This window comes from Gilliamella sp. GillExp13 (assembly GCF_001690815.1).
Classification (GTDB): Bacteria; Pseudomonadota; Gammaproteobacteria; order Enterobacterales; family Orbaceae; genus Gilliamella; species Gilliamella bombi.
Map to the genome: position 1 here is coordinate 42,441 of NZ_LZHJ01000127.1, position 20,334 is coordinate 62,774.

Below are 20,334 nucleotides of genomic sequence, written 5' to 3' on the forward strand. Positions count from 1 at the left end.
ATGATTTAATTAAACCCAAACATATTCAACATTACCAGCTAAATGACAGTTTGAACAAGAGTGACACTTATTAGTTTGGCAAAACAATAGCTGATCTTGTACTATGAGCTTTATCATCCCTTTTTTAATCCAAAACCCTAACATCTGCTCAGCTGCACTTTCAGGTAAACGAAAATGGCGTGCAACATCTTGCAATGGTACACGGCCTTTTAATTGTACATAATCACGAATCGACGTTATTAACATAGCAATAATCCGATAATTAAAGTTACAGAAAAATCACAAATCTTTTCTCTATCTATATTTTTACAAATTAGCTAGCCAGCTACTTACTGACAGCATGATGATTCTTTACACTGTTGTAGATTCGGTTCCGTTTGTTGGTTAAATGATGAATATCGCCCTAAAGTACGCATAAACAATAGTGCTACAACAATAAATACACTACATCCCAAAAGCCACCAACCTGCCATAGTAGAATGCCCAAGCAAAGTAAATTGATAATAAATCGTTGCTGTTAGCCATGCGATAGTAAAAGTCCAAATTGCCACAGATATCATCCATCTAAAACCAGCCTCTCGGTACACAGCTCCTAATGCAGCAGCACAAGGTGTATAAAGTAAAATGAAGATCAAATAACTCATCGCATTCGAAGACGAACCAAAAGCGCCCTTGATTTGAGAAATTGTTACCGAATTTACATCCAAATCAGACTGAAGTGAATCAATATTTTGTGAAACTGTATTAAACCCTAGTGGATCTAATACTGCATCTGATAGATCAACTAAATTCTTAGGAATCGTTGCCAACGCATCTACAATCCCTTGTGATAAATCAAATGACTTGGTTGCTTGCTCATTGTCATCGTCATCGCCCATCGAATAAAGCGAATTAAGCGTTGCAATCACCGACTCCTTAGCAAAAATACCCGTAAAAATTCCCACCGTTGCGGGCCAATTATCGTGTTTAATCCCCATTGGTGCAAATGCTGGAGTGATTGTTTGGCTAACAACAGAAAGCATAGAGTCCTGCGAACTTTCGTGTCTAAACGAACCATCACTCCCCCATGAATTAAGTACACTTAATATTGTTACCATCAATACAATGGCTTTACCTGCTTTAAAAATAAATGACTTTAAACGCTGCCAAGTCAAACTAATTAGACTACTTAAAGTCGGAATACGATACACTGGCATTTCCATAATAAACGGTGTTAATGAACCTTTTAATAGCGTAAATTTAAGTATAAATCCAGTTATCATTGCCACAACTACACCAAGCAAATATAAGGCAAACACCACTATAGAGGCATTTTTAGGAAAAAATATCACGGCGAATAAAGCATACACCGGCAATCTAGCGCCACATGACATGAAAGGAATCATACAAATTGACATAATACGATCACGAGGGCTTTCTAACGTTCGCGTTCCCATAATGGCTGGCACACCACAACCGAAACCCACTAACATTGGCACAAATGCTTTTCCCGGCAAACCAATGCAACGCATCAGCCGATCGATTACCATTGCTGCTCGCGCCAAATAACCAGAATCTTCCAAAAAAGACAAACAAAAAAACATCGCCCCAATGACAGGAATAAAAGTTGAAACCGTTTGAATACCACGACCAATCCCATTAGCCAAAATAGCCGTAAGCCAATTCGGTGCATTGATAGCATGAAGTAACTGTGTTGAGCCATCGACAAAAATAGTACCACACAGCACATCAAAAAAATCAATAAACACAGTCCCAAAATTAATCGCTAGCATAAACATGGCATACATTGCGAGTAAAAAGAACGGAATACCAGTAATACGCCCTAAGGTGATATTATCCAATATGTCTGAAAATCGACGACTAAGTTCACGTGGTTTATCAATCACTTTCTTACAAATTGTATCAATCGTATCATAACGTGCACTAGCAAGCGCCACATCAATTTCATTATCACACCATTTTGCAAGCAATGAACGGCAGTTTGCAAACCTCTCTTTTTCATTTTCGAGCAAGTTATAACGCGAATCATCTAATAATGCATCCATCAATTGCCAACGATTGAATTGATGCACAATACTATTATCTGGTAACTCACAAATACAACGATTAATCACCGCTTGCTGATCATCGCCAAGCAAATCAATCGACGGTTGAGCTACTTGTGGCGTGATTACCATGTTTTCGATTTGTTGATAAAAGCACGATAGCCCCATTTTTTGGGTTGATGATAATGCCACTACAGGGCAACCTAACAGTGTTGACAACATATCAACATTAATCTGTTCGCCCATGGCTTTAACTGCATCCATCATATTTAATACAACAATCATTGGTACTTGTAAATCAATTAATTGACAAGTTAAATACAGACTACGTTGCAAATTAGTTGCATCCATAATATTAATAATAACACTATCACTATCAGACAACACAAACTGACGTGCGATAAGCTCATCTTGTGAAACACTAACTGGATCAGGTTCGATCGAATATGTACCAGGCAAATCGACGACTTCATATTGTGCATTATGATAAGTAAAAACACCTGTTTTACGTTCAACTGTCACTCCAGGCCAATTTCCTACACGTTGCTTTGAGCCAGTTAATAAATTAAATAATGTTGTCTTACCACAGTTAGGGTTGCCAATTAATGCTATCTTCATTCACTTACCTCCATAACTTCAATGGCTTGTGCTTCTTTACGACGCAAGCAGAGCAAAAACCCACGCATTTTAATTTCAATCGGATCGCCAAATGGTGCAACTCGTACAGCCAGAACTTTACACCCCGGTGTAATCCCCATTGCAAGTAACTTTCGACGAAAAGGTAACGATTCGGGTAACAATCTAGTAATAACCGCCTCGTGACCTAAAGGTAACTGGTTAAGAGTAAAAAATGACATTACGCTTCCTAAAAAATGACAACAGTACTGATATAAATAATCATATAAAATTAAAAATACATATTTTAGAAAGAAATGAAGTTATTTTTAGTGTAAAAATGCGAATTATTCTCAACAAAAATAAATAAACAGTAAAAAAATCGTAAATATAACTAAACAATAAAAAATACAAACTCAAACCTTCGCTGTGTCGTGTTTCTAAATAGATAAAATAAATAATCACAATGTAAATATCCCAAACTTTGTACACACTCACGAAGAAAATTAAGCTGCCTGTTTTCGTGTTTTTAATTCATCAGGCGTCATATTATTTGATGTCTTATGTATAGGATTTACTAATATTGTTTACAGTAATTTAAGAAACTACTGTAATGATTAGTCGTAAAAAACAAAATTAACGCCTTATCACCAGCAAAGCGATATGCCGTTTATATCATAAAGAAAAAATAACGGTCACTGATTTGGCTAAACACTATTACAAAACCTATCCGAGCAAAATACTATAGGTTGATACCAAAGGTTTATCTTTACTTACAAATCAAACGAAACAGCAAACTAGAAAAATTATTTTCTAGTATTAACATGATTTTTTTGATGTTTTTACTTAAACACAGTGTTTTCCTGAAACTTTTTGACAAAAATAGGACTGTCTTTGTTTGTTAGATAAATATCTGTTTAGATAAACTGCGTGATAATCGGCATATTGTTCAAAAACTTACCAACCTAGCCTATCCACAAACGAATAGAAAAGCCGAAAGAGTGATACGAACTTTGAATTGAGATGTGGCATAATCAGCAAATATTTAGCGATTCAAAAGATAGAAAACAAAAACTTAAACGCTTTATTAATTTTTATAATACCATTAAACACCATAAAGCGATTTCAGGCAAAACGCCTTATGAGTCTTTAGAGGATTATTTTAATTATGAAGTGTAAACAACTCGGCGTTTTCATACAGATTAAGAACTAAACGCTAAAAGCTAAGGTACGGTGCAAAGGAACTGGCGGGAGAGGTAGGCGACACCGCCTCTGACGATTTGGCCGTCGTACAATACAACAGTGATATCGGGGTGGTTGTAGCCTGAATAGTCGCTCGTCAAGTAGTAGGCGTAGTCCGGGCGGAAGCCATAGTAGTACACGTCGCCCCACTCCGCGGAAAAGCTAGCGCCTATGTGACGCATGTAAGAATTACCTGATGAACTAGGTGCTGCGCCTGAAATAGAAAAATTAGCTTCTTTTCTGACCGCATTGGTTAAATCTCTTACCCGTGGCATTCGATAACCCAAACTATTACAGCATGCTAACCGGTCACTATAAGTTTTCCATTGACAAACCCGATTGACGAACCACTGTCTCAACACAAATCCATATTTTACTACCTCATCACCAGTACCAATATGTCTACCCACTAACTCAAACGTCTGCGGTAACTTTGGCTTAGTAATTGGGTTAGGATTCGGATTAAGCGGTTGATTTCTTGCCTCTGGACCTGTTAGCTTAACACGGGCGACAACTTGTCTCTTATCTTCTTTAGGAATCCAAATATCATTAGCTACAACATTTGTCACTGTTGCAGTAATTCCCTCATGCGTGACTGGTTCCCATGTCAATTCATTTATATCTACTCCACTTATGAGTAAATCAAAATATAAACCATCCATACCAGTGGTCGGAAAATTGAGGTTGTATGAGTTTGGATTGGTTGATTGAACTAAAAAGCCCTTATCAGGATTCCATATGTCAGCTGGAGCTTGCTTGCCATAACCCCATAGACTCGGCCTTGCATAATGGATAAATCCCGACGGTAGCAGTATTGCATCACTACGATTACCTGCTTGAGCCTTTTTACCATTCGCCTGTACATTCCATGACAATGACAATAACAGTGCTGATACTAGCAAAGCTGTTTTAGGTGATTTGAACGATAATTTCGAAGATATAAATAAGTTTTGTGTAAAAACTCGTCGAATAGGATTATTTGATAAATTTAAGACATTGGCTTGCCCTGTGCCAAAATGATGCTGCATATCACATTCCTTGTGCTAAATAATACTTTTTATTTAAATTTTATAACCATTCGCTTATTTAATAAGCTTATTTATCCTATAGCGATAAAAGTATAACCATAAAAAAAATAGTTAGCTAGTTTTTTTGCGAACTTTTTTGTAAAGAAATGTAAAGATGCAAACAATTCGACTTTATAGATAGGAGAATTTTATAATTAAAATATGCTGTTAACTTTATAGTTTTTGAATTTTGTCGAAATAACTGATATTGGTGATAACGTTTAATTTAAGAATTTTGATCGTAACATTTTACAACTCACATGGGCTACAAAATATGAACTACGATAACCAACGCCTACAATCGCTCTTAACCATCGGCATGATTTACTCAAATCATTATGATATTCGCCTTTTTTAAGCCTTTTCGCTTTGCTCAAAAGTGCCAAATTGTTCCTGACAAATTGGCATCCCTAACAAAGCAAAAACTCGCCAAACAGTCCAATTTGGCGTGCAGCCCTCACTCTGTTAGCAAAGCACTCCGACACAGTTAAAAGATAGGTAGATTAACCTTGCGCGTTGTGTTTTCCTCTAAAATCACTCATGTAGACTATTGATTTTATTTAAGTTTTTATTTTAATTAAATCAAGTAATTATTGGCTGATTTCTGTTTTTATTACAATGTTTTTGCTGTGTTTTTTGTGCCTTGCATACAACTAGTAACTTTCGTTAGTTAACACATTATGGGATATAAGTTTACTTTTATACTAAATAGATGTTTTATTGGAGCGGGAAACGAGGTTCGAACTCGCGACCCCGACCTTGGCAAGGTCGTGCTCTACCAACTGAGCTATTCCCGCATGAGAGTTGTTTGTTAGTGGTGCCCGGGGCGAGACTTGAACTCGCACGGCCAAAAAGGCCGAGGGATTTTAAATCCCTTGTGTCTACCGATTTCACCACCCGGGCTCAAAACACATTACCAAAAGGTAACTGCGTTTCGAATGCTGTGCATTTTACCCATCTTAATTTTGCCGTCAACTAAAAATTAAAAATTATTGTTTAACTGCTCAATGTTTGTCACTTTTTATGGCTTTTATTAATCTATCTATAAATATTAAAATTATGATCTGTTACTTTTCTCATAACGTTATTGGTATTTTGAAAACTTAAATATGGCTTAAACACTAAAAGATGAACCGCAACCGCATGTTGTTGTTGCATTGGGATTATCAACCACAAAACGAGATCCTTGTAAACCTTCTACATAATCGATGGTACCCCCAACTAGATATTGTAGGCTCATGGGATCGATAACTAAAGATACACCATTTTTTTCAATAGCTAAGTCATCTTCGTTTACCTTTTCATCGAAAGTAAAACCATACTGAAATCCACTACAACCACCGCCTGTTATATACACCCTTAATTTTAGGTTTGGGTTCTCTTCTTCAGTAACTAATGATTTAACTTTGTTGGCTGCAGCATCAGTAAAGTTAATCGGTAAAGCATCGCTCATATTCTTCTCCTAATATATTGATCTTTGCATTATATACCTTTGCTAAATGAAAATACAAAATAGAAAACTTCTATTAAATAAATTTCTCATAGTTAGCTTGAATTTATTTTGATTTTATGAATAAATACACAAAATTTTCTAGAGAGATTATCTCGATTATGCTAAACAATTTCAAATCAGAAAAACTTTATCATCAGGCTCAATCAGTTATGCCCGGTGGCGTAAATTCACCTGTTCGCACCTTTAACGGTGTTGGTGGCTCACCTTTATTTATTGAGCGTGCAAACGGTGCGTATATTTATGATGTGGACGAAAGAGCCTACATTGATTATGTTGGTTCTTGGGGGCCGATGATCCTTGGACACAATGATCCCGATGTAGCCAATGCGGTAATTAACGCTGTTCATAACGGTTTAAGTTATGGTGCACCAACCGAAATTGAAACCAAAGTTGCTAATTTGGTCACTCAATTAATGCCTTCAATTGAAATGGTGCGTATGGTAAATTCGGGAACTGAAGCGACCATGAGTGCCATCCGTGTTGCACGTGGTTTTACTGGACGTGATAAGATTATTAAATTTGAAGGCTGTTATCACGGTCATGCTGATTATTTGTTAGTTAAAGCGGGGTCTGGTGCTCTTACTTTTGGACACCCAACTTCCCCAGGTGTACCTGATGATTTTGTTAAACATACCTTAGTTTGTGATTATAACAATTTAAAATCGGTCAAAAAACAATTTGAACAATATCCCGACCAAATTGCCGCCATCATTATTGAGCCTGTTGCTGGCAATATGAATTGCGTGCCAGCAAAAAAAGAGTTTTTACACGGTTTACGAACACTTTGCGATAAGTATGGTGCGTTATTGATCATTGACGAAGTTATGACGGGCTTTAGAGTCGCTCTTGGCGGAGCTCAAGATTATTATGATGTTGTGCCCGATTTAACTTGTTTAGGTAAAATTATTGGTGGTGGTATGCCTGTTGGAGCGTTTGGTGGTCGTGCGGATATTATGATGCAATTAGCACCAACTGGTCCAATATACCAAGCTGGAACTCTTTCAGGTAATCCTGTTGCAATGGCTGCGGGTTACACAACGTTAACCAAGTTAATGGAAGTTGGGATCTATCAAGAGTTAGAAGATAAAACCGCATCGCTTGTTGATGGCTTATTGTCGGTAGCTAAAAAGCATAATGTACCATTAGTGGTGAATTATGCAGGTGGGATGTTTGGATTATTCTTTACAACTGCTTCTGAAGTAACCACTTATCAAGATGTGATGCAGTGTAATGTTGAATTATTTAAGAAATTCTATCATCATATGCTAAATGAAGGTGTTTATTTTGCACCGTCAGCTTTCGAAGCTGGTTTCATGTCACTTAAGCACACAAACAAAGAGATCAATCACACCATTGATGCAGCAAGTCGTTTTTTTAATAACTTAGTTTAAATGTATAGCACTTTTTATATTTCCAATTAAAAATTAAACTATTAAAATAGGTAATAATTATATGGTTAATCCACTTAAAGAAGGTGAAAAAGCACCACAATTTTCGTTGCCAGACCAAGATGGAGAGCTTGTAGGCTTAAATGACTTTAAAGGCAAACGTGTTTTAATTTATTTTTACCCAAAAGCGATGACGCCTGGTTGCACTGTGCAAGCATGTAATTTGCGAGATTGTTCTGATGAGTTCAAAAAATACAATGTGGCGATTCTTGGTATAAGTACCGATAAACCTGAGAAGTTATCTCGATTTATTGAAAAAGAGCTGTTAAATTTTACGTTGCTTTCTGACGAAAATCATGAAGTTGCTCAAGCATTTGGTACTTGGGGCGAAAAAGAGTTTATGGGGAAAACCTATGATGGAATTCACCGTATAAGCTTTTTAATCAGTAAAGACGGTAAAATCGAAAAAGTGTTTGACGATTTCAAAACCGCCAACCATCACGAAGTAGTTTTAGACTATCTTAAAAAACACAGCAAATAGTTCTGATTAAAAGCAGATTAACCATTAATCTGCTTTTACTTCGCTATTGATAGTATTTAATTCGTCTGGTTTTGGCCATGCATTTATAATTGCCTTAACTAATGTAGCCAAAGGTATTGCAAAAAATATTCCCCAAAATCCCCATAAACCTCCAAACACAATTACCGCTAAAATAATTACTAATGGATGTAAATTAAGTTTTTCAGAAAATAAGCAAGGTACTAATAAATTACCATCTAATGCTTGTATTAATACATAGAAAAACAACAAATAACCAAATTGTGCGCTTAATCCCCATTGAAATAACGCAATTAATACAACTGGAATACTTGAAATAATAATACCAACGTAAGGCACTAATACAGATAATCCAACAAGCACGGCTAATAAAAGTCCATAATCTAACCCAAAATACCAAAAAGGAATATAGATACAAATGGATAAAATAATTATATGTAGTACATTGCCTACTATATAATTGGATATTTGCATATCCATTTCAGCAGCAACTTTATTTAAAATTGTACGGTTCTTAGGCAAGATTTTTGAACAGTATCCCCATATTTTTGTTTTGTCCTTTAATAAAAAAAATATCATTATGGGTACTAATACCCCATTAATTGCAACAGATACTAGCCCTAATAAAGACACAATGGAAAATTGCAATAACGAATTGCCGGTTTGCACAACTTTGTTGGTAATACCTTGGATGACCGAGTCGAATAAGCCAACATCAATTAGTTTAGGGTAGTGTTCAGGCAAGGTGGTTAAAAAGTTGTTTGCAAAATTTAGCATGTTTGGAATATTAGTGATTAAGCTAATGCTTTGTTGCCAAATTAATGGTAATAAAATCATAAATCCGACTAATACAATCATTAAAAAAAGCAGTAACACCATTACAACTGCCAGTGTTCTTGGTATGTTTTTTTTATGTAGATAGTTAACCGGTCTATCAAGTAAATAAGATAGTACAATTGCAATTAAAACCGGTAGAAGAATTTTATTGAAAAAATAGATAATAATAAATAAGCCAACAATAACAGCCATTAGCGAAACAACATGCGGATCGCTAAAGCGTTTTTTATACCATTCTATGAACATTTTTAGCATTAAAATACTCCTATTTTGCTGACTTTTTAAATAATAACTTCGTTTGGTTATTTTTTTAAACCACCCAATATACCACGGGTGATCTGTTTGCCGATTTGATTAACAATTTGCCTTGTTGCGCTTTTGGCTATTTTTTGGGTGATATCATCGTGTTGTCCACCTCTTGGCCCCTTAGTACCAAAAAGTAGTGTGCTTAAAAAATTTAGCAACCCACCATTATTTTGTTTATTATTTTTATCATCGTCTATTTTTGTATCGCTACCATTGCTGTTTTGATCGGATTGGTTATTTAACGAAAATCCATTTTTCAGTATTTCATAAGCGGATTGTCGATCTATGGTTTGTGCGTATTTGTTGTAAAAACATGATTGGCGAATAATAGTTAATTGATCTTCTGGCAACATAGGCCCCATTTTTGAACTCGGTGCAATAACATAACCACGTTCAACCATGTTTGGACGGCCTTTTTCATCTAGAAACGAGATAAGAGCTTCACCAACACCTAATTCCATTATTGCTTTTTCAGTATCAAAACTTGGATTGGCGCGCATAGTTTGGGCAGCCGATTTTACAGTTTTTTGATCTTTTGGGGTAAATGCGCGTAAGGCATGTTGCACACGATTGCCTAATTGCCCTAAAACTGTATCAGGAATATCACTCGGATTCTGAGAAGAAAAATAAACCCCGACCCCTTTAGAACGAATTAAACGCACCACTTGTTCTATTTTTGCTAATAATGCAGGCGAAATGTCATTAAAAAGTAAGTGAGCTTCGTCAAAAAAGAAAACAAGTTTCGGCTTATCAAGATCACCTACTTCTGGCAAATGCTCAAAAAGTTCTGACAATAGCCACAATAAAAAGACTGAATATAATTTTGGCGAGTTATATAACTTTTCGGCCGATAAGATGTTAATTATACCGTAACCTTTAGGATTAACTTGCATTAAATCTTGAATGTTAAGCATTGGTTCACCAAAGAAAAATTCGGCACCTTGTTGTTCAAGAGTTAACAATCCACGTTGAATTGCGCCAATTGACGATAGCGAAATGTTTCCATATTGTGTGGTAAATTTTTTAGCGTTATCACCAACAAATTGAATTAATGCTCGAAGATCTTTAAAGTCAATTAATAATAAATTGTTATCATCAGCGATTTTAAATATCAACTGTAATACACCTGCTTGAACGTTATTTAAATCGAGTAACTGACCAAGCAAAATAGGCCCTATATCTGACACAGTGCTACGAACGGGGATTCCTTTTTCAGCAAATACATCCCATAATTCAATGGGTGACGAGTCTGGTTGCCAATTATTAACTTCAATACTCGCTAAACGAGCTTGTAGTTTTTCAGTTAATTTGCCCTTTTCACCAATCCCAGTTAGGTCGCCTTTAACATCAGCAAGAAAGACAGGTACACCTATTTTTGAAAAACCTTCTGCCATTTTTTGTAATGTCACTGTTTTACCTGTACCAGTTGCGCCAGTAATTAAACCATGACGATTAGCTAATGCAGCAATAATTGATAAATCTTTACCATGACTTTTGGCAACTACAATCGACTCACTCATGGAATAACTCCCTTGTTGTTTTTTACTCTGCAATAAAAACAGTTTTGTTATAAAAATATATTTGGTTATTAAAACAATTTTTCTATTAAAACTACACATAATATTGTATTCTGAATTAGCAATAGCTGCTATTGTTATTATTCTAACTAGCCCATATAAGGAGGCACTATGTTTCCAGAATATCGAGAATTAATTTCCAAATTAAAAAATACCGATTTACGTTTTCAAAAATTATTCGACCAACATAATGAGCTCGACCAAAAAATTAAAAATATTGAATCTGGAATTATTGTCAATACCTCTGAAACGATAGAGGCATTAAAAAAACAGAAACTTAAAATTAAAGATGAAATTCATGAAATTCTAAAAAAAGCGTCTGAAATTATCTAAACTTTTAATTACCTACAACTTGTAATTATTTTAATTAATCGTTGTATTTCAAACTAATAAACAATTAAACAAAAACCCCAATAATTGGGGTTTTTTATTATGTGTTAACTTAAAATCCTTGCGCTAACTATTTTATATTTAATTGCTTAATTTTGCTTGAGTTTTTTTGTTTTCGGCTTTTAATTAGCATAATTAAATTTTTATGTGGTGTTTTCATAGATTATTTCCTTTGTTATTATTTTATATTTAACATTTTGATTTTTAGTATTTTTTAAATACATACTTCTTAAATTAGCTAAGCGATATTAGTATCACTTAGCTGTTATTAGTTAATTAAAACCATTGTCCAAAACGTTTGATATAGATACGTTTCATTAATTGTGCAACGCAGCAATAGCTAAATAGAGTTGCTAAAAGCCATGGAAAGTATGACCAAGGTAATGGTTGTAGTCCAATTAACCCACTTAGTGGAGAAAATGGAATATAAATACCAATAGCCATAACTAACAAAGTCATCACAATAACAGGAAATGCCGCCGTGCTTTGCACAAATGGAATTTTTTGTGTTCTTAGCATGTGCACAACCAAAGTTTGCGATAATAACCCTTCAATAAACCATCCTGAATGAAATAGTGATTGAGCTTCAACACTATTAGCACTAAATACAAACCACATTAATGCATAAGTTGTGATATCAAAAATAGACGATGTAGGCCCAATCCAAATCATAAAACGTCTAATATTTAACGCATTCCATTTACGTGGTTTTTGTAAAAATTCATTGTCCATTTTGTCCCATGGCAATGAGAGTTGTGAAATATCATACAATAAGTTTTGAATAAGTAAATGTATCGCTAGCATAGGTAAAAATGGTAGAAACGCACTAGCAACCAATACTGAAAAAATATTGCCAAAATTAGAACTTGCTGTCATGTTTAGATATTTCATGATATTGCCAAAGGTCTCGCGGCCACATATTACACCTTCTTCTAAAACCATTAAGCTTTTTTCAAGTAAAATAATATCAGCAGATTCTTTAGCGATGTCGGTTGCAGTATCGACCGAAATCCCTACATCTGCATCGCGAAGTGCTGGTGCATCGTTAATACCATCGCCTAAAAAACCAACTGTATGTCCATTATCTTGCAACAACCGAATAATTCGCGATTTTTGCAGCGGCGTTAATTTTGCAAAAATAGTGTGCTGTTCGATCTGTTTTTTTAGCTCGACATCATCCATTTTTTCAATTTCAGTGCCAAGTAATGGGGTGCCTGGTTCTAAACCAACTTCTCGGCAAACTTTAATGGTGATGATTTCGTTATCACCAGTTAAAACTTTAACACCCACACCATGCTCATTCAATGCCGAAATAGCTTCAAATGCGCTTTCTTTTGGTGGATCTAAAAAAGTTAAAAAGCCACGAATGGCGAGCGCAGTTTCGTCCTGCACTGTGTATTGTGGTTTTGTTTCACTTGCCGGAATGTTTTTTACTCCAACGGCTAACACTCTAAAACCTTCTTTATTATATTCATGTGCTAATGCGATCAAAGCTTGTTTACGTTCATCGTTTAATGGTAAATATTCGTCATTTTCATAAACGTAACTGGCAATGGACAGCATTTCTTCAACTGCGCCTTTACAAATCATCAAATGGTTATCATCACCATTTTGTACCACCACCGATAAACGCCGGCGTACAAAATCAAATGGTAATTCATCAATTTTTTTGTATAAGCTAACACCTACCTTTTTCATGCTGGTTTTTTCTTCGGCAAAACGAATGATCGCTTTATCCATCAAGTTTTTCATACCGCTTTGATAATAACTGTTAAGCCATGCAAGTTCCAAAACAGATGAATCAACTTGACCTTTTATATCAAGATGATGTTCTAAAATGATTTTATCTTGTGTTAATGTCCCCGTTTTATCAGTACATAAAATGTCCATCGCCCCAAAATTTTGGATTGCGTTGAGTCTTTTAACAACCACTTTACGTTTTGCCATACCAACAGCGCCTTTTGCTAGATTAGCGCTCACAATCATTGGTAACATTTCAGGCGTCAAGCCAACGGCCACAGCTAATGCAAAAAGCGCAGCATCGCCCCAATCATTTTTTGAAAAACCATTAATAAAAAATACAATTGGCACCATAATTAGCATAAAGCGAATAAGCAACCAGCTAACGCTATTAACACCGCGATCAAACGAAGTTTCAGCACGAGATCCTACAATTGATTTTGCCAATGAGCCAAAATGAGTATCCCCCCCTGTTGCAACAACAATAGCTGTGGCGGTTCCACTAACAACGTTGGTTCCCATGTAACAAATGTTATTAACATCAAGCAAATTATCTTTGTTGATGTTTGATGTTTCGATATTATCGGATGTTTTTTGTGTTACAGCACCTAATGTGTCGTACTTTTCAACTGGAATCGATTCGCCTGTTAATACGGCTTGGCTAACAAATAAATCCCGAGATTCAATCAATCGAATATCTGCTGGGATCATGTCTCCAGCCGACAAGTAAACAATATCCCCAGGAACAATTTCACTTAATGGAATTTCAATACGTTCTGGGCTCATATCTTTATGCGCACGTCTTAGCACCGTTGCTGTTGTACGAATCATCGATTTTAACGCTTCAGCCGCTTTATTCGATCTAAATTCCTGCCAAAAACGCAATAATCCACTCAGTGATACCATAGTTAGAATAATGATAATACTGGTTAAATCTGTTTCTTCACCATTTTGCAAAGGTAACCAAAAATCAGTCACAAAACTGACAATAGCTAACGCTAATAATACAAATATAAATGGATTATTAAACGCCATTAATAGTTGTATTAAAACTGATGGTACCTTTTCGCGTGCGACTTCATTTTTTCCATATGTTTCAATTCTCGACTTTGCACTTTCTTGTGTTAATCCTGAAAGGCTGGATTGAAATTTAGCTAAAATACTATCAAGACTGCTTTGAGCTTCGTTGATAGCTTTAATATCTACACTATTTTGTGCTTTAGTTTTTGATGTATTTTTTGTCATCATGAGTACCTATATTCATAATTTTGGCAAAAGTAGGCCAACTTATTGTTACTAAATAACAATAAATAATTAAATTTTATGATTAACTAAAATTTAGTGCATAACAAAAGTAGCCTATAAAGCTATTTTTTATAGCTTGGGCTGAGCATTAAATTTGATTAGCAAACAGAATTAATTAAGAATTTAGATACAACTCGGTGGTTCTAAATGTTTTTCTGAAAGATGTAAAACACGCACCATTAAGCTTTGCGCGCATTGATGTTTTGAATTTGTGTGATAGCGTGTAAAAAAATACATATTGTTCACCGTTACCGTTTTATCAATTTCGGTTTGTGAACTGAAAAAATGGTTATTTAGACAGGTTCATTAACCGATAATGATGTGTTTAAATTTGTCTCCCCTAGTATTGGGGTGACCCGATTGAGTGTCCATATTTCTCCTGTAAATTGAACTCTTCACTTTATATTTCAACTTCCCTTCACTCTCGTTTTTAACTTCCATAATAGCTAAAAAAGGAAGAAAAGCTCAAAAGGTGGGCTCTTTATACTCTTTTAAGGAATAGAAGTCAATCAACCTCACGAAAAAATAAATACAGTTGTTGAAAAATAGTACTTGTCGCTGTTTTTATCTTCACACTTTATATAAATTTGGTAATCTTATTATTTAATAAAATATACAATCGCTACACTATTAACTAACATAAATATTTTAAATGGAACTGTCTGAATTACACCATAATAATCGGTTAATTTGGTAATTATTTTTGTGATTTCTTTTATCGCATTTATTTAATATAACGTACTCAAAACGGCTAACTTGGATAATATTATTAATATATGCTGATATTTGATCGAGTTATAAAAATAATAAAAGAGAAAACATACTTAAAATTATTATTTAGCTAGTGTATAGCATAGCTATATTAATAAATAGAATGAACAGTATTATTAAATTTCATCCTATTTTTATAGAGATATAGAGGTTAAACTTAAATATTCAATCTTGCATTTTTTAACTGATCAACAAGATCTAACAGTGATAAATTGAGTTGATACATAAATTGTTGGTACGAAAACTCTTTTTTACTAATTTCGTTTAATTGCAATTCCCAATGGGCGGTCATGTCTGGCATCGACATTATATCTGGTAGTGATAAAATCAGATTTTTACCAACTTCGGTTGAACGAATTGCTTTGCCTTGACGAGTTAAATATTGACGTTTAAATAACAATTCAATAATGCCAGCCCTTGTTGCTTCTGTACCTAAACCATCGGTTTCACGCAGTATTTTTTTGATTTCTGGATCTTTAACAAATCTGGCAATCCCCGTCATCGCAGACAACAGTGTTGCGTCGGTAAATGGTCTGGGTGGCTGAGTTTCTTTGCTAACCAGTTCTGTATCAATACATTGCACGGTTTCACCCTTTTTAACTAATTTAGTTAATAAACCATTACTTTCATTGTCATCCATATCGGTTGGGGATTGATAGTTTTTAGTTCTAAATAAAACCTTCCAACCTTCATCAAGCATTTGGTTAGTTTTAGAAATAAATTTTCCACCTTGAATATCTACATCAATTTGCAATTCAGCATATTTAGATGCTGGATAAAATTGAGCTAAATATTGCATTGCCACAACTTGATAAACTGCCTTTTCGTTATCAGTTAAGTTTTCCATTTTAGCTTTACGCAATGTTGGAATAATGGCGTGATGTGCTTCCACTTTTTTATCATTCCAAGTTTTGGAACGTAAATTAAAATCAGCATTATCAACAGCAGTTCGCAGTTCTGGGCAGTTATTTTCAATGGCAGACTTTACACCTGTAATTTGTTTTAAGTGTTCTTCGGGCAGGAAACGGCAATCCGATCTTGGGTAGGTAATTAATTTATGTTTTTCATATAACGATTGGCTAATATCAAGCACATCTTGGGCACTCAGCCCATTTTTTTTAGCCATTTCAATTTGTAGTGCCGATAAATTAAATGGCATTGGAGGCGCCAGTTCTTTCTTTTTATTACTAACTTTATCAATTGTGCCTGATTGATTATTAATACGCTGACAAACATTTTCGGCCAATTTTTTAACTAAAATACGCCCTTCTTCATCCTGATAAGGTGCACAAGCTTCGCTCGGTTGCCATTTGGCTTTAAATATTTCATTATCTTTGGTTTGTAGCACAGTAAAAACTTCATAAAATGGTTTAGGTACAAATTGCTCTATCTCTAAATCTCGCCTAACCACTAACCCTAAAATAGGGGTTTGTACTCGCCCAATTGATAATACACCTCGATAACCGTTTTTTTGACCAACAATGGTACAAAGCCTACTCATATTAATTCCATACAACCAATCGGCTCGAGCTCTTGCTAATGCTGAGATTGATAAAGGAATAAAATCTTGATTGCTACGTAATTGTTGCAATGATTTTTCAACAGCGCTGGCATTCAAATCGCTAATTAAACAGCGTTGAATTGCTTTGCGCTTATCTGGCGATAACTGGCAATAATTTAAAACTTCATCTACTAGTAGCTGCCCTTCCCTATCAGGGTCACCGGCATGTACTATTTGCTCAGCTGACTTAATCAAACCTACTAAAATATTAAATTGTTTTTCTGTATTTCCTTTAGGCATTAATATCCATCTTTCAGGCACTATGGGTAAATCATTAATCACCCATTTTTTATATCGAGGATCATAAACTTCTGGTGTAGCTTGCTCAAGGAGATGACCAATGCACCAACTAACCACATCACCATTACTTGCTTTAATAAAGCCATTACCTTTTTGATGAGGTTTTGGTAATACATCAGCGATAGCCCTTGCTAAACTGGGCTTTTCGGCAATAAATAAACGATAAGATTGATTAGGTTGCATAAGAATAATTATTCATTAAAATTTAAAATAAGATAACTTTGAATTAGCGTTAATTTTATGGTTTTAAATAAAAAGTCAATTATATTCTTATACTCAACTTTATAAACGTTCATAAATTTTCATCCATTTTTTAAAAGATGCTTTATTACCACCATTTTTTATATTTAAGCCAAATAACTGAAATAACACAAATAATAACAAGTAGTAATATTAAACCTATAAAAGACCAACTTTCGCTACTAAAAGGAATACCAGCTAAATTGACACCAAGCAAACTGGTTAAAAACGTAATAGGTGTAAAAATTATGGTAAAGAGTGACATTAAATAGATTCTTTTATTGGTTGATTCGGCCAAGAAGCTATTAATTTGTTCCATAATTGAAGCTATTCTTAATAAACAGCTATCAATATCTGATACATAATGGTTTTGTTGATAGGAAATGTCATGTAAGCGTTGGCGATCGTTATCGTCAATCCATGATATTCTTTCAGTTGAAATTTTTACAAAAATATCACGTTGTGGCGATAACAACCGACGTAAGACGATCAACTGTTTACGAACTCGACCGATTTCTTTATAAGAAAAGATACGTTGGTTTAAAACAGATTCCTCTAACTTAATGATTTTATTGTGAACACTATCAAATGATAAATTAACTTGATCACTAATTAAATCAGACATTTGAATCAACCAATCAGCAACATCCACAGGCCCTATACCTTTTTCTAAATGATCTTTTAATTCAGCAATAGCCGAAATTTGTTGATGCCGCGTTGAAATAATCATATTATCAGTTATATAAAAACGAAAGGTAACAATAGGATCGGGAAGCTCATTGGGAACAAAATTAACCCCTTTTAAAACCACTAAAACACCCGACTCAAAACGAATTTCCTTGGATATTTGCTTAGGTTTTAGCAATTCATTTTTAATCAAATCTGGAACTAGATTTGTATTATTTACCCAATTGATGGTTTCTTGTTTAGCAAAATCTAAATGAATCCAAAATGGTTGTGAAATTGAAGGTTCACTTTGTTCATTGAGCGGTATCGCTTTGCCTTTACCATCTAATTGGCAACAAAAAGCTGGTTTAGCCTCTAAAAGATGTGAAACAGAAATAGAACTTACACTATTTTGATTAGTCATTAGCGATCTCATTTATTGTTTTTTCAAATTATATACCTAATTTATCTTAAATTGGAGCCATCAACTAGCGTTTAATTATTTTACTTAAGGTATTAAAACCAATCCGTTAAGCTCATACTGGTACAGGTTAACCTGCCCAGCAGTCCAATCGGGGTTGGCTGAGTAAATCTACCTATATCAGGATCATAATAACTAAAAGTATTGTAATGTAAGCTGGTTCTTATGTATAAATATTGTCTTCAATACCAATTGGGATCAAATTAACCTGACGGCTATTATTTATAAACCATATAAATCATCTAGATCATCTTCACACACTAATTTAGAAACAAATTCAAAAGCTATTGCATAGAAAAAGAGTACTCTTATCTTGATTATCCGTTAAAGATAAATTATCAGACCATGTGTCAAGAGTGTAATAGTATATTTTTCCATTATTAATATCGATGCAGAAATAATTGCCACCTGCTTCAATCGCAAAAGGTAAAAAAGTTTCCGGTATTAACTTTCTATCCCATAAATCTTTTGCTATGGAAGGCATTAAATAGTTTTTGTCATTATTAAACTTTTTATAGTATTTAACGGGTATTAGTTTATGAATTGCAACCCATTCAAATTCACCTTCAGGATCCAACCAAGCATTATTCTCTGGAATTCCTCCATTGTGGTGTAACAGGAATTGTCTTAATTGAACAGGAATTTTTATCTTTAAGAGTTTTTCAACCTCATTTAGGTCAACGCTATTAATTGCTTGTTCAGAGTCATAAAATTTATTACTTGCTCTTGGTTTAATATCTTCATATTCAACGATTTCTTCTTTATCTTGCTCCTCATTATAAGTTAAAGAATTTAAAAAATCTCCTAATGAATCAAAAAAATAGGTGCTGTTTTTTTAAATTTTGTTCTTTATTTATCCTAGATTACACCATGAAGTGCAATTCTTCTTAACTCCTTAGAATAAAAATCGGCAGGGCTTTTAAACTTATGCCGTTTTCTTGGGCGTGTGTTCAATAGATATTGAATTTTCTTTATCTGTTTGTCGTCAACTACTGAAATGGCCGCTGACTTAGGTATAAACTGACGTATTAAGCCATTGGTGTTTTCATTTGTGTCTCTTTGCCAGCTTTTATAAGGCTCTGCAAAGTACACGGTAGTATTTAAATAATGCTCAATAGCATGATGATAATTAAATTCGGTTCCATTATCAAAGGTGATGCTTTTAACCATTTTTTTAAACGGCGTTAGCAATTTTATTATCATATCTCTCGTTTCGGAGGCGGTACGTTGATTGAGGCGCCCAATTAATACTAGCCCTGTTTTGCGTTCAACTAATGTCACCAATGCTTGCTTGTCTTTACGGCTAATAATCGTATCTCCCTCTCAATGTCCTCGCGTTTTCCTGCTTTCTACATAACTTGGACGTTGTTTAATTGACCATTTATATCGGCGGTCTCCTTCTTTAATACTCGGTGCCTTACAATGCCTATAGGCTTTGCCTTCTCGCCTTAGATAAGGTTTGAATTGTTCATAGCGCGCTTTATTTTGATAAAGATAGTTATAGATTGATTGGACGCTGACTTTCTTTAAACGTGCAGCAATCTGCTCTGGGCTGTAATAAAGCATGAGGTATTTTTCAACTTGGCGCCATACCGAAGACTCTATTGGCTTACCATTACCGCTGTTTTTCCGCCTTTTCCTAGCTAAGGTTACCGCATCATGTGCTTGATAGGCTTGATTAGGTTTTGAGTTTCTTTTTATCTCTCGACTTATTGTCGAAGGATGTCTATT

General features: G+C 34.7%; 15 protein-coding genes, 2 tRNA genes and 1 pseudogene. 4 read left to right on the forward strand and 14 right to left on the reverse strand.

Annotated elements, in window-relative coordinates:
• Window positions 1-9 precede the first annotated feature (9 nt).
• From A9G37_RS09235 to A9G37_RS09245, 3 genes are all read right to left on the reverse strand, one after another.
• Complete coding sequence (locus A9G37_RS09235; protein ID WP_065575337.1) at window positions 10-246, reverse strand: FeoC-like transcriptional regulator; 237 nt, start codon at window positions 244-246, stop codon at window positions 10-12.
• Between the two features lie 83 nt (window positions 247-329).
• Complete coding sequence (gene feoB / locus A9G37_RS09240; RefSeq protein WP_065575338.1) at window positions 330-2,663, reverse strand: Fe(2+) transporter permease subunit FeoB; 2,334 nt, start codon at window positions 2,661-2,663, stop codon at window positions 330-332.
• Window positions 2,660-2,902, reverse strand: a complete 243-nt coding sequence (locus A9G37_RS09245; RefSeq protein WP_034911785.1) for a FeoA family protein — start codon at window positions 2,900-2,902, stop codon at window positions 2,660-2,662. The genes feoB and A9G37_RS09245 overlap by 4 nt, the downstream gene beginning before the upstream one ends.
• Window positions 2,903-3,683: 781 nt before the next feature.
• Between A9G37_RS09245 and A9G37_RS12605 the strand changes: the two genes are divergently transcribed.
• Window positions 3,684-3,839 (forward strand): integrase core domain-containing protein, encoded by a 156-nt coding sequence (locus A9G37_RS12605; RefSeq protein WP_218059363.1) that lies wholly within the window; start codon window positions 3,684-3,686, stop codon window positions 3,837-3,839.
• A gap of 44 nt (window positions 3,840-3,883) precedes the next feature.
• Here A9G37_RS12605 and A9G37_RS09255 read toward each other — a convergent pair whose 3' ends face one another.
• From A9G37_RS09255 to erpA, 4 genes are all read right to left on the reverse strand, one after another.
• Window positions 3,884-4,930: a hypothetical protein gene (locus A9G37_RS09255; RefSeq protein ID WP_065575339.1), complete on the reverse strand. Its 1,047-nt coding sequence runs from the start codon at window positions 4,928-4,930 to the stop codon at window positions 3,884-3,886.
• A 760-nt stretch (window positions 4,931-5,690) separates the two neighbouring features.
• A tRNA-Gly gene (locus tag A9G37_RS09260) sits at window positions 5,691-5,766 on the reverse strand.
• An 18-nt stretch (window positions 5,767-5,784) separates the two neighbouring features.
• A tRNA-Leu gene (locus tag A9G37_RS09265) sits at window positions 5,785-5,872 on the reverse strand.
• A 211-nt stretch (window positions 5,873-6,083) separates the two neighbouring features.
• A complete protein-coding gene (erpA, locus tag A9G37_RS09270; RefSeq protein ID WP_034914816.1) occupies window positions 6,084-6,422 on the reverse strand; it encodes an iron-sulfur cluster insertion protein ErpA in 339 nt (112 codons plus the stop codon).
• Between the two features lie 158 nt (window positions 6,423-6,580).
• On the opposite strand from erpA, the gene hemL reads away from it, so the two are divergent.
• On the forward strand, window positions 6,581-7,873 hold the full coding sequence (hemL, locus tag A9G37_RS09275) for a glutamate-1-semialdehyde 2,1-aminomutase (protein ID WP_065575340.1): 1,293 nt from the start codon (window positions 6,581-6,583) through the stop codon (window positions 7,871-7,873).
• Between the two features lie 61 nt (window positions 7,874-7,934).
• Window positions 7,935-8,411 carry a thioredoxin-dependent thiol peroxidase gene (gene bcp, locus A9G37_RS09280; protein ID WP_034914820.1) on the forward strand — a complete coding sequence of 159 codons (477 nt, stop codon included), beginning with the start codon at window positions 7,935-7,937 and terminating at the stop codon, window positions 8,409-8,411.
• Between the two features lie 24 nt (window positions 8,412-8,435).
• On the opposite strand, the gene A9G37_RS09285 is transcribed toward bcp, so the two are convergent.
• Entirely contained in the window at window positions 8,436-9,521 is a 1,086-nt protein-coding gene (locus tag A9G37_RS09285; RefSeq protein ID WP_034914823.1) for an AI-2E family transporter, read from the reverse strand.
• A 47-nt stretch (window positions 9,522-9,568) separates the two neighbouring features.
• Window positions 9,569-11,092, reverse strand: a complete 1,524-nt coding sequence (locus A9G37_RS09290; RefSeq protein ID WP_034914826.1) for a helicase HerA-like C-terminal domain-containing protein — start codon at window positions 11,090-11,092, stop codon at window positions 9,569-9,571.
• A 168-nt stretch (window positions 11,093-11,260) separates the two neighbouring features.
• Here A9G37_RS09290 and A9G37_RS09295 point away from each other — a divergent pair, with 168 nt between their 5' ends.
• On the forward strand, window positions 11,261-11,482 hold the full coding sequence (locus A9G37_RS09295) for a YdcH family protein (protein ID WP_065575341.1): 222 nt from the start codon (window positions 11,261-11,263) through the stop codon (window positions 11,480-11,482).
• A gap of 333 nt (window positions 11,483-11,815) precedes the next feature.
• On the opposite strand, the gene mgtA is transcribed toward A9G37_RS09295, so the two are convergent.
• The 5 genes and pseudogenes from mgtA to A9G37_RS13235 all read right to left on the reverse strand — a co-directional run bounded on the left by mgtA (window position 11,816) and on the right by A9G37_RS13235 (window position 20,316).
• On the reverse strand, window positions 11,816-14,524 hold the full coding sequence (gene mgtA / locus A9G37_RS09300) for a magnesium-translocating P-type ATPase (protein WP_065575342.1): 2,709 nt from the start codon (window positions 14,522-14,524) through the stop codon (window positions 11,816-11,818).
• 988 nt (window positions 14,525-15,512) lie between these two features.
• Window positions 15,513-17,399, reverse strand: a complete 1,887-nt coding sequence (locus A9G37_RS09305; protein ID WP_065575343.1) for a DNA topoisomerase III — start codon at window positions 17,397-17,399, stop codon at window positions 15,513-15,515.
• Window positions 17,400-17,544: 145 nt separating this feature from the next.
• Window positions 17,545-18,546 (reverse strand): zinc transporter ZntB, encoded by a 1,002-nt coding sequence (gene zntB / locus A9G37_RS09310; protein WP_176701898.1) that lies wholly within the window; start codon window positions 18,544-18,546, stop codon window positions 17,545-17,547.
• 334 nt (window positions 18,547-18,880) lie between these two features.
• The gene (locus A9G37_RS12290; RefSeq protein WP_081297714.1) at window positions 18,881-19,357 is read right to left on the reverse strand and encodes an SMI1/KNR4 family protein; all 477 of its coding nucleotides are present in this window, start codon (window positions 19,355-19,357) and stop codon (window positions 18,881-18,883) included.
• Window positions 19,358-19,461: 104 nt separating this feature from the next.
• Window positions 19,462-20,316: pseudogene (locus tag A9G37_RS13235) on the reverse strand (IS30 family transposase).
• Window positions 20,317-20,334: the final 18 nt, after the last annotated feature.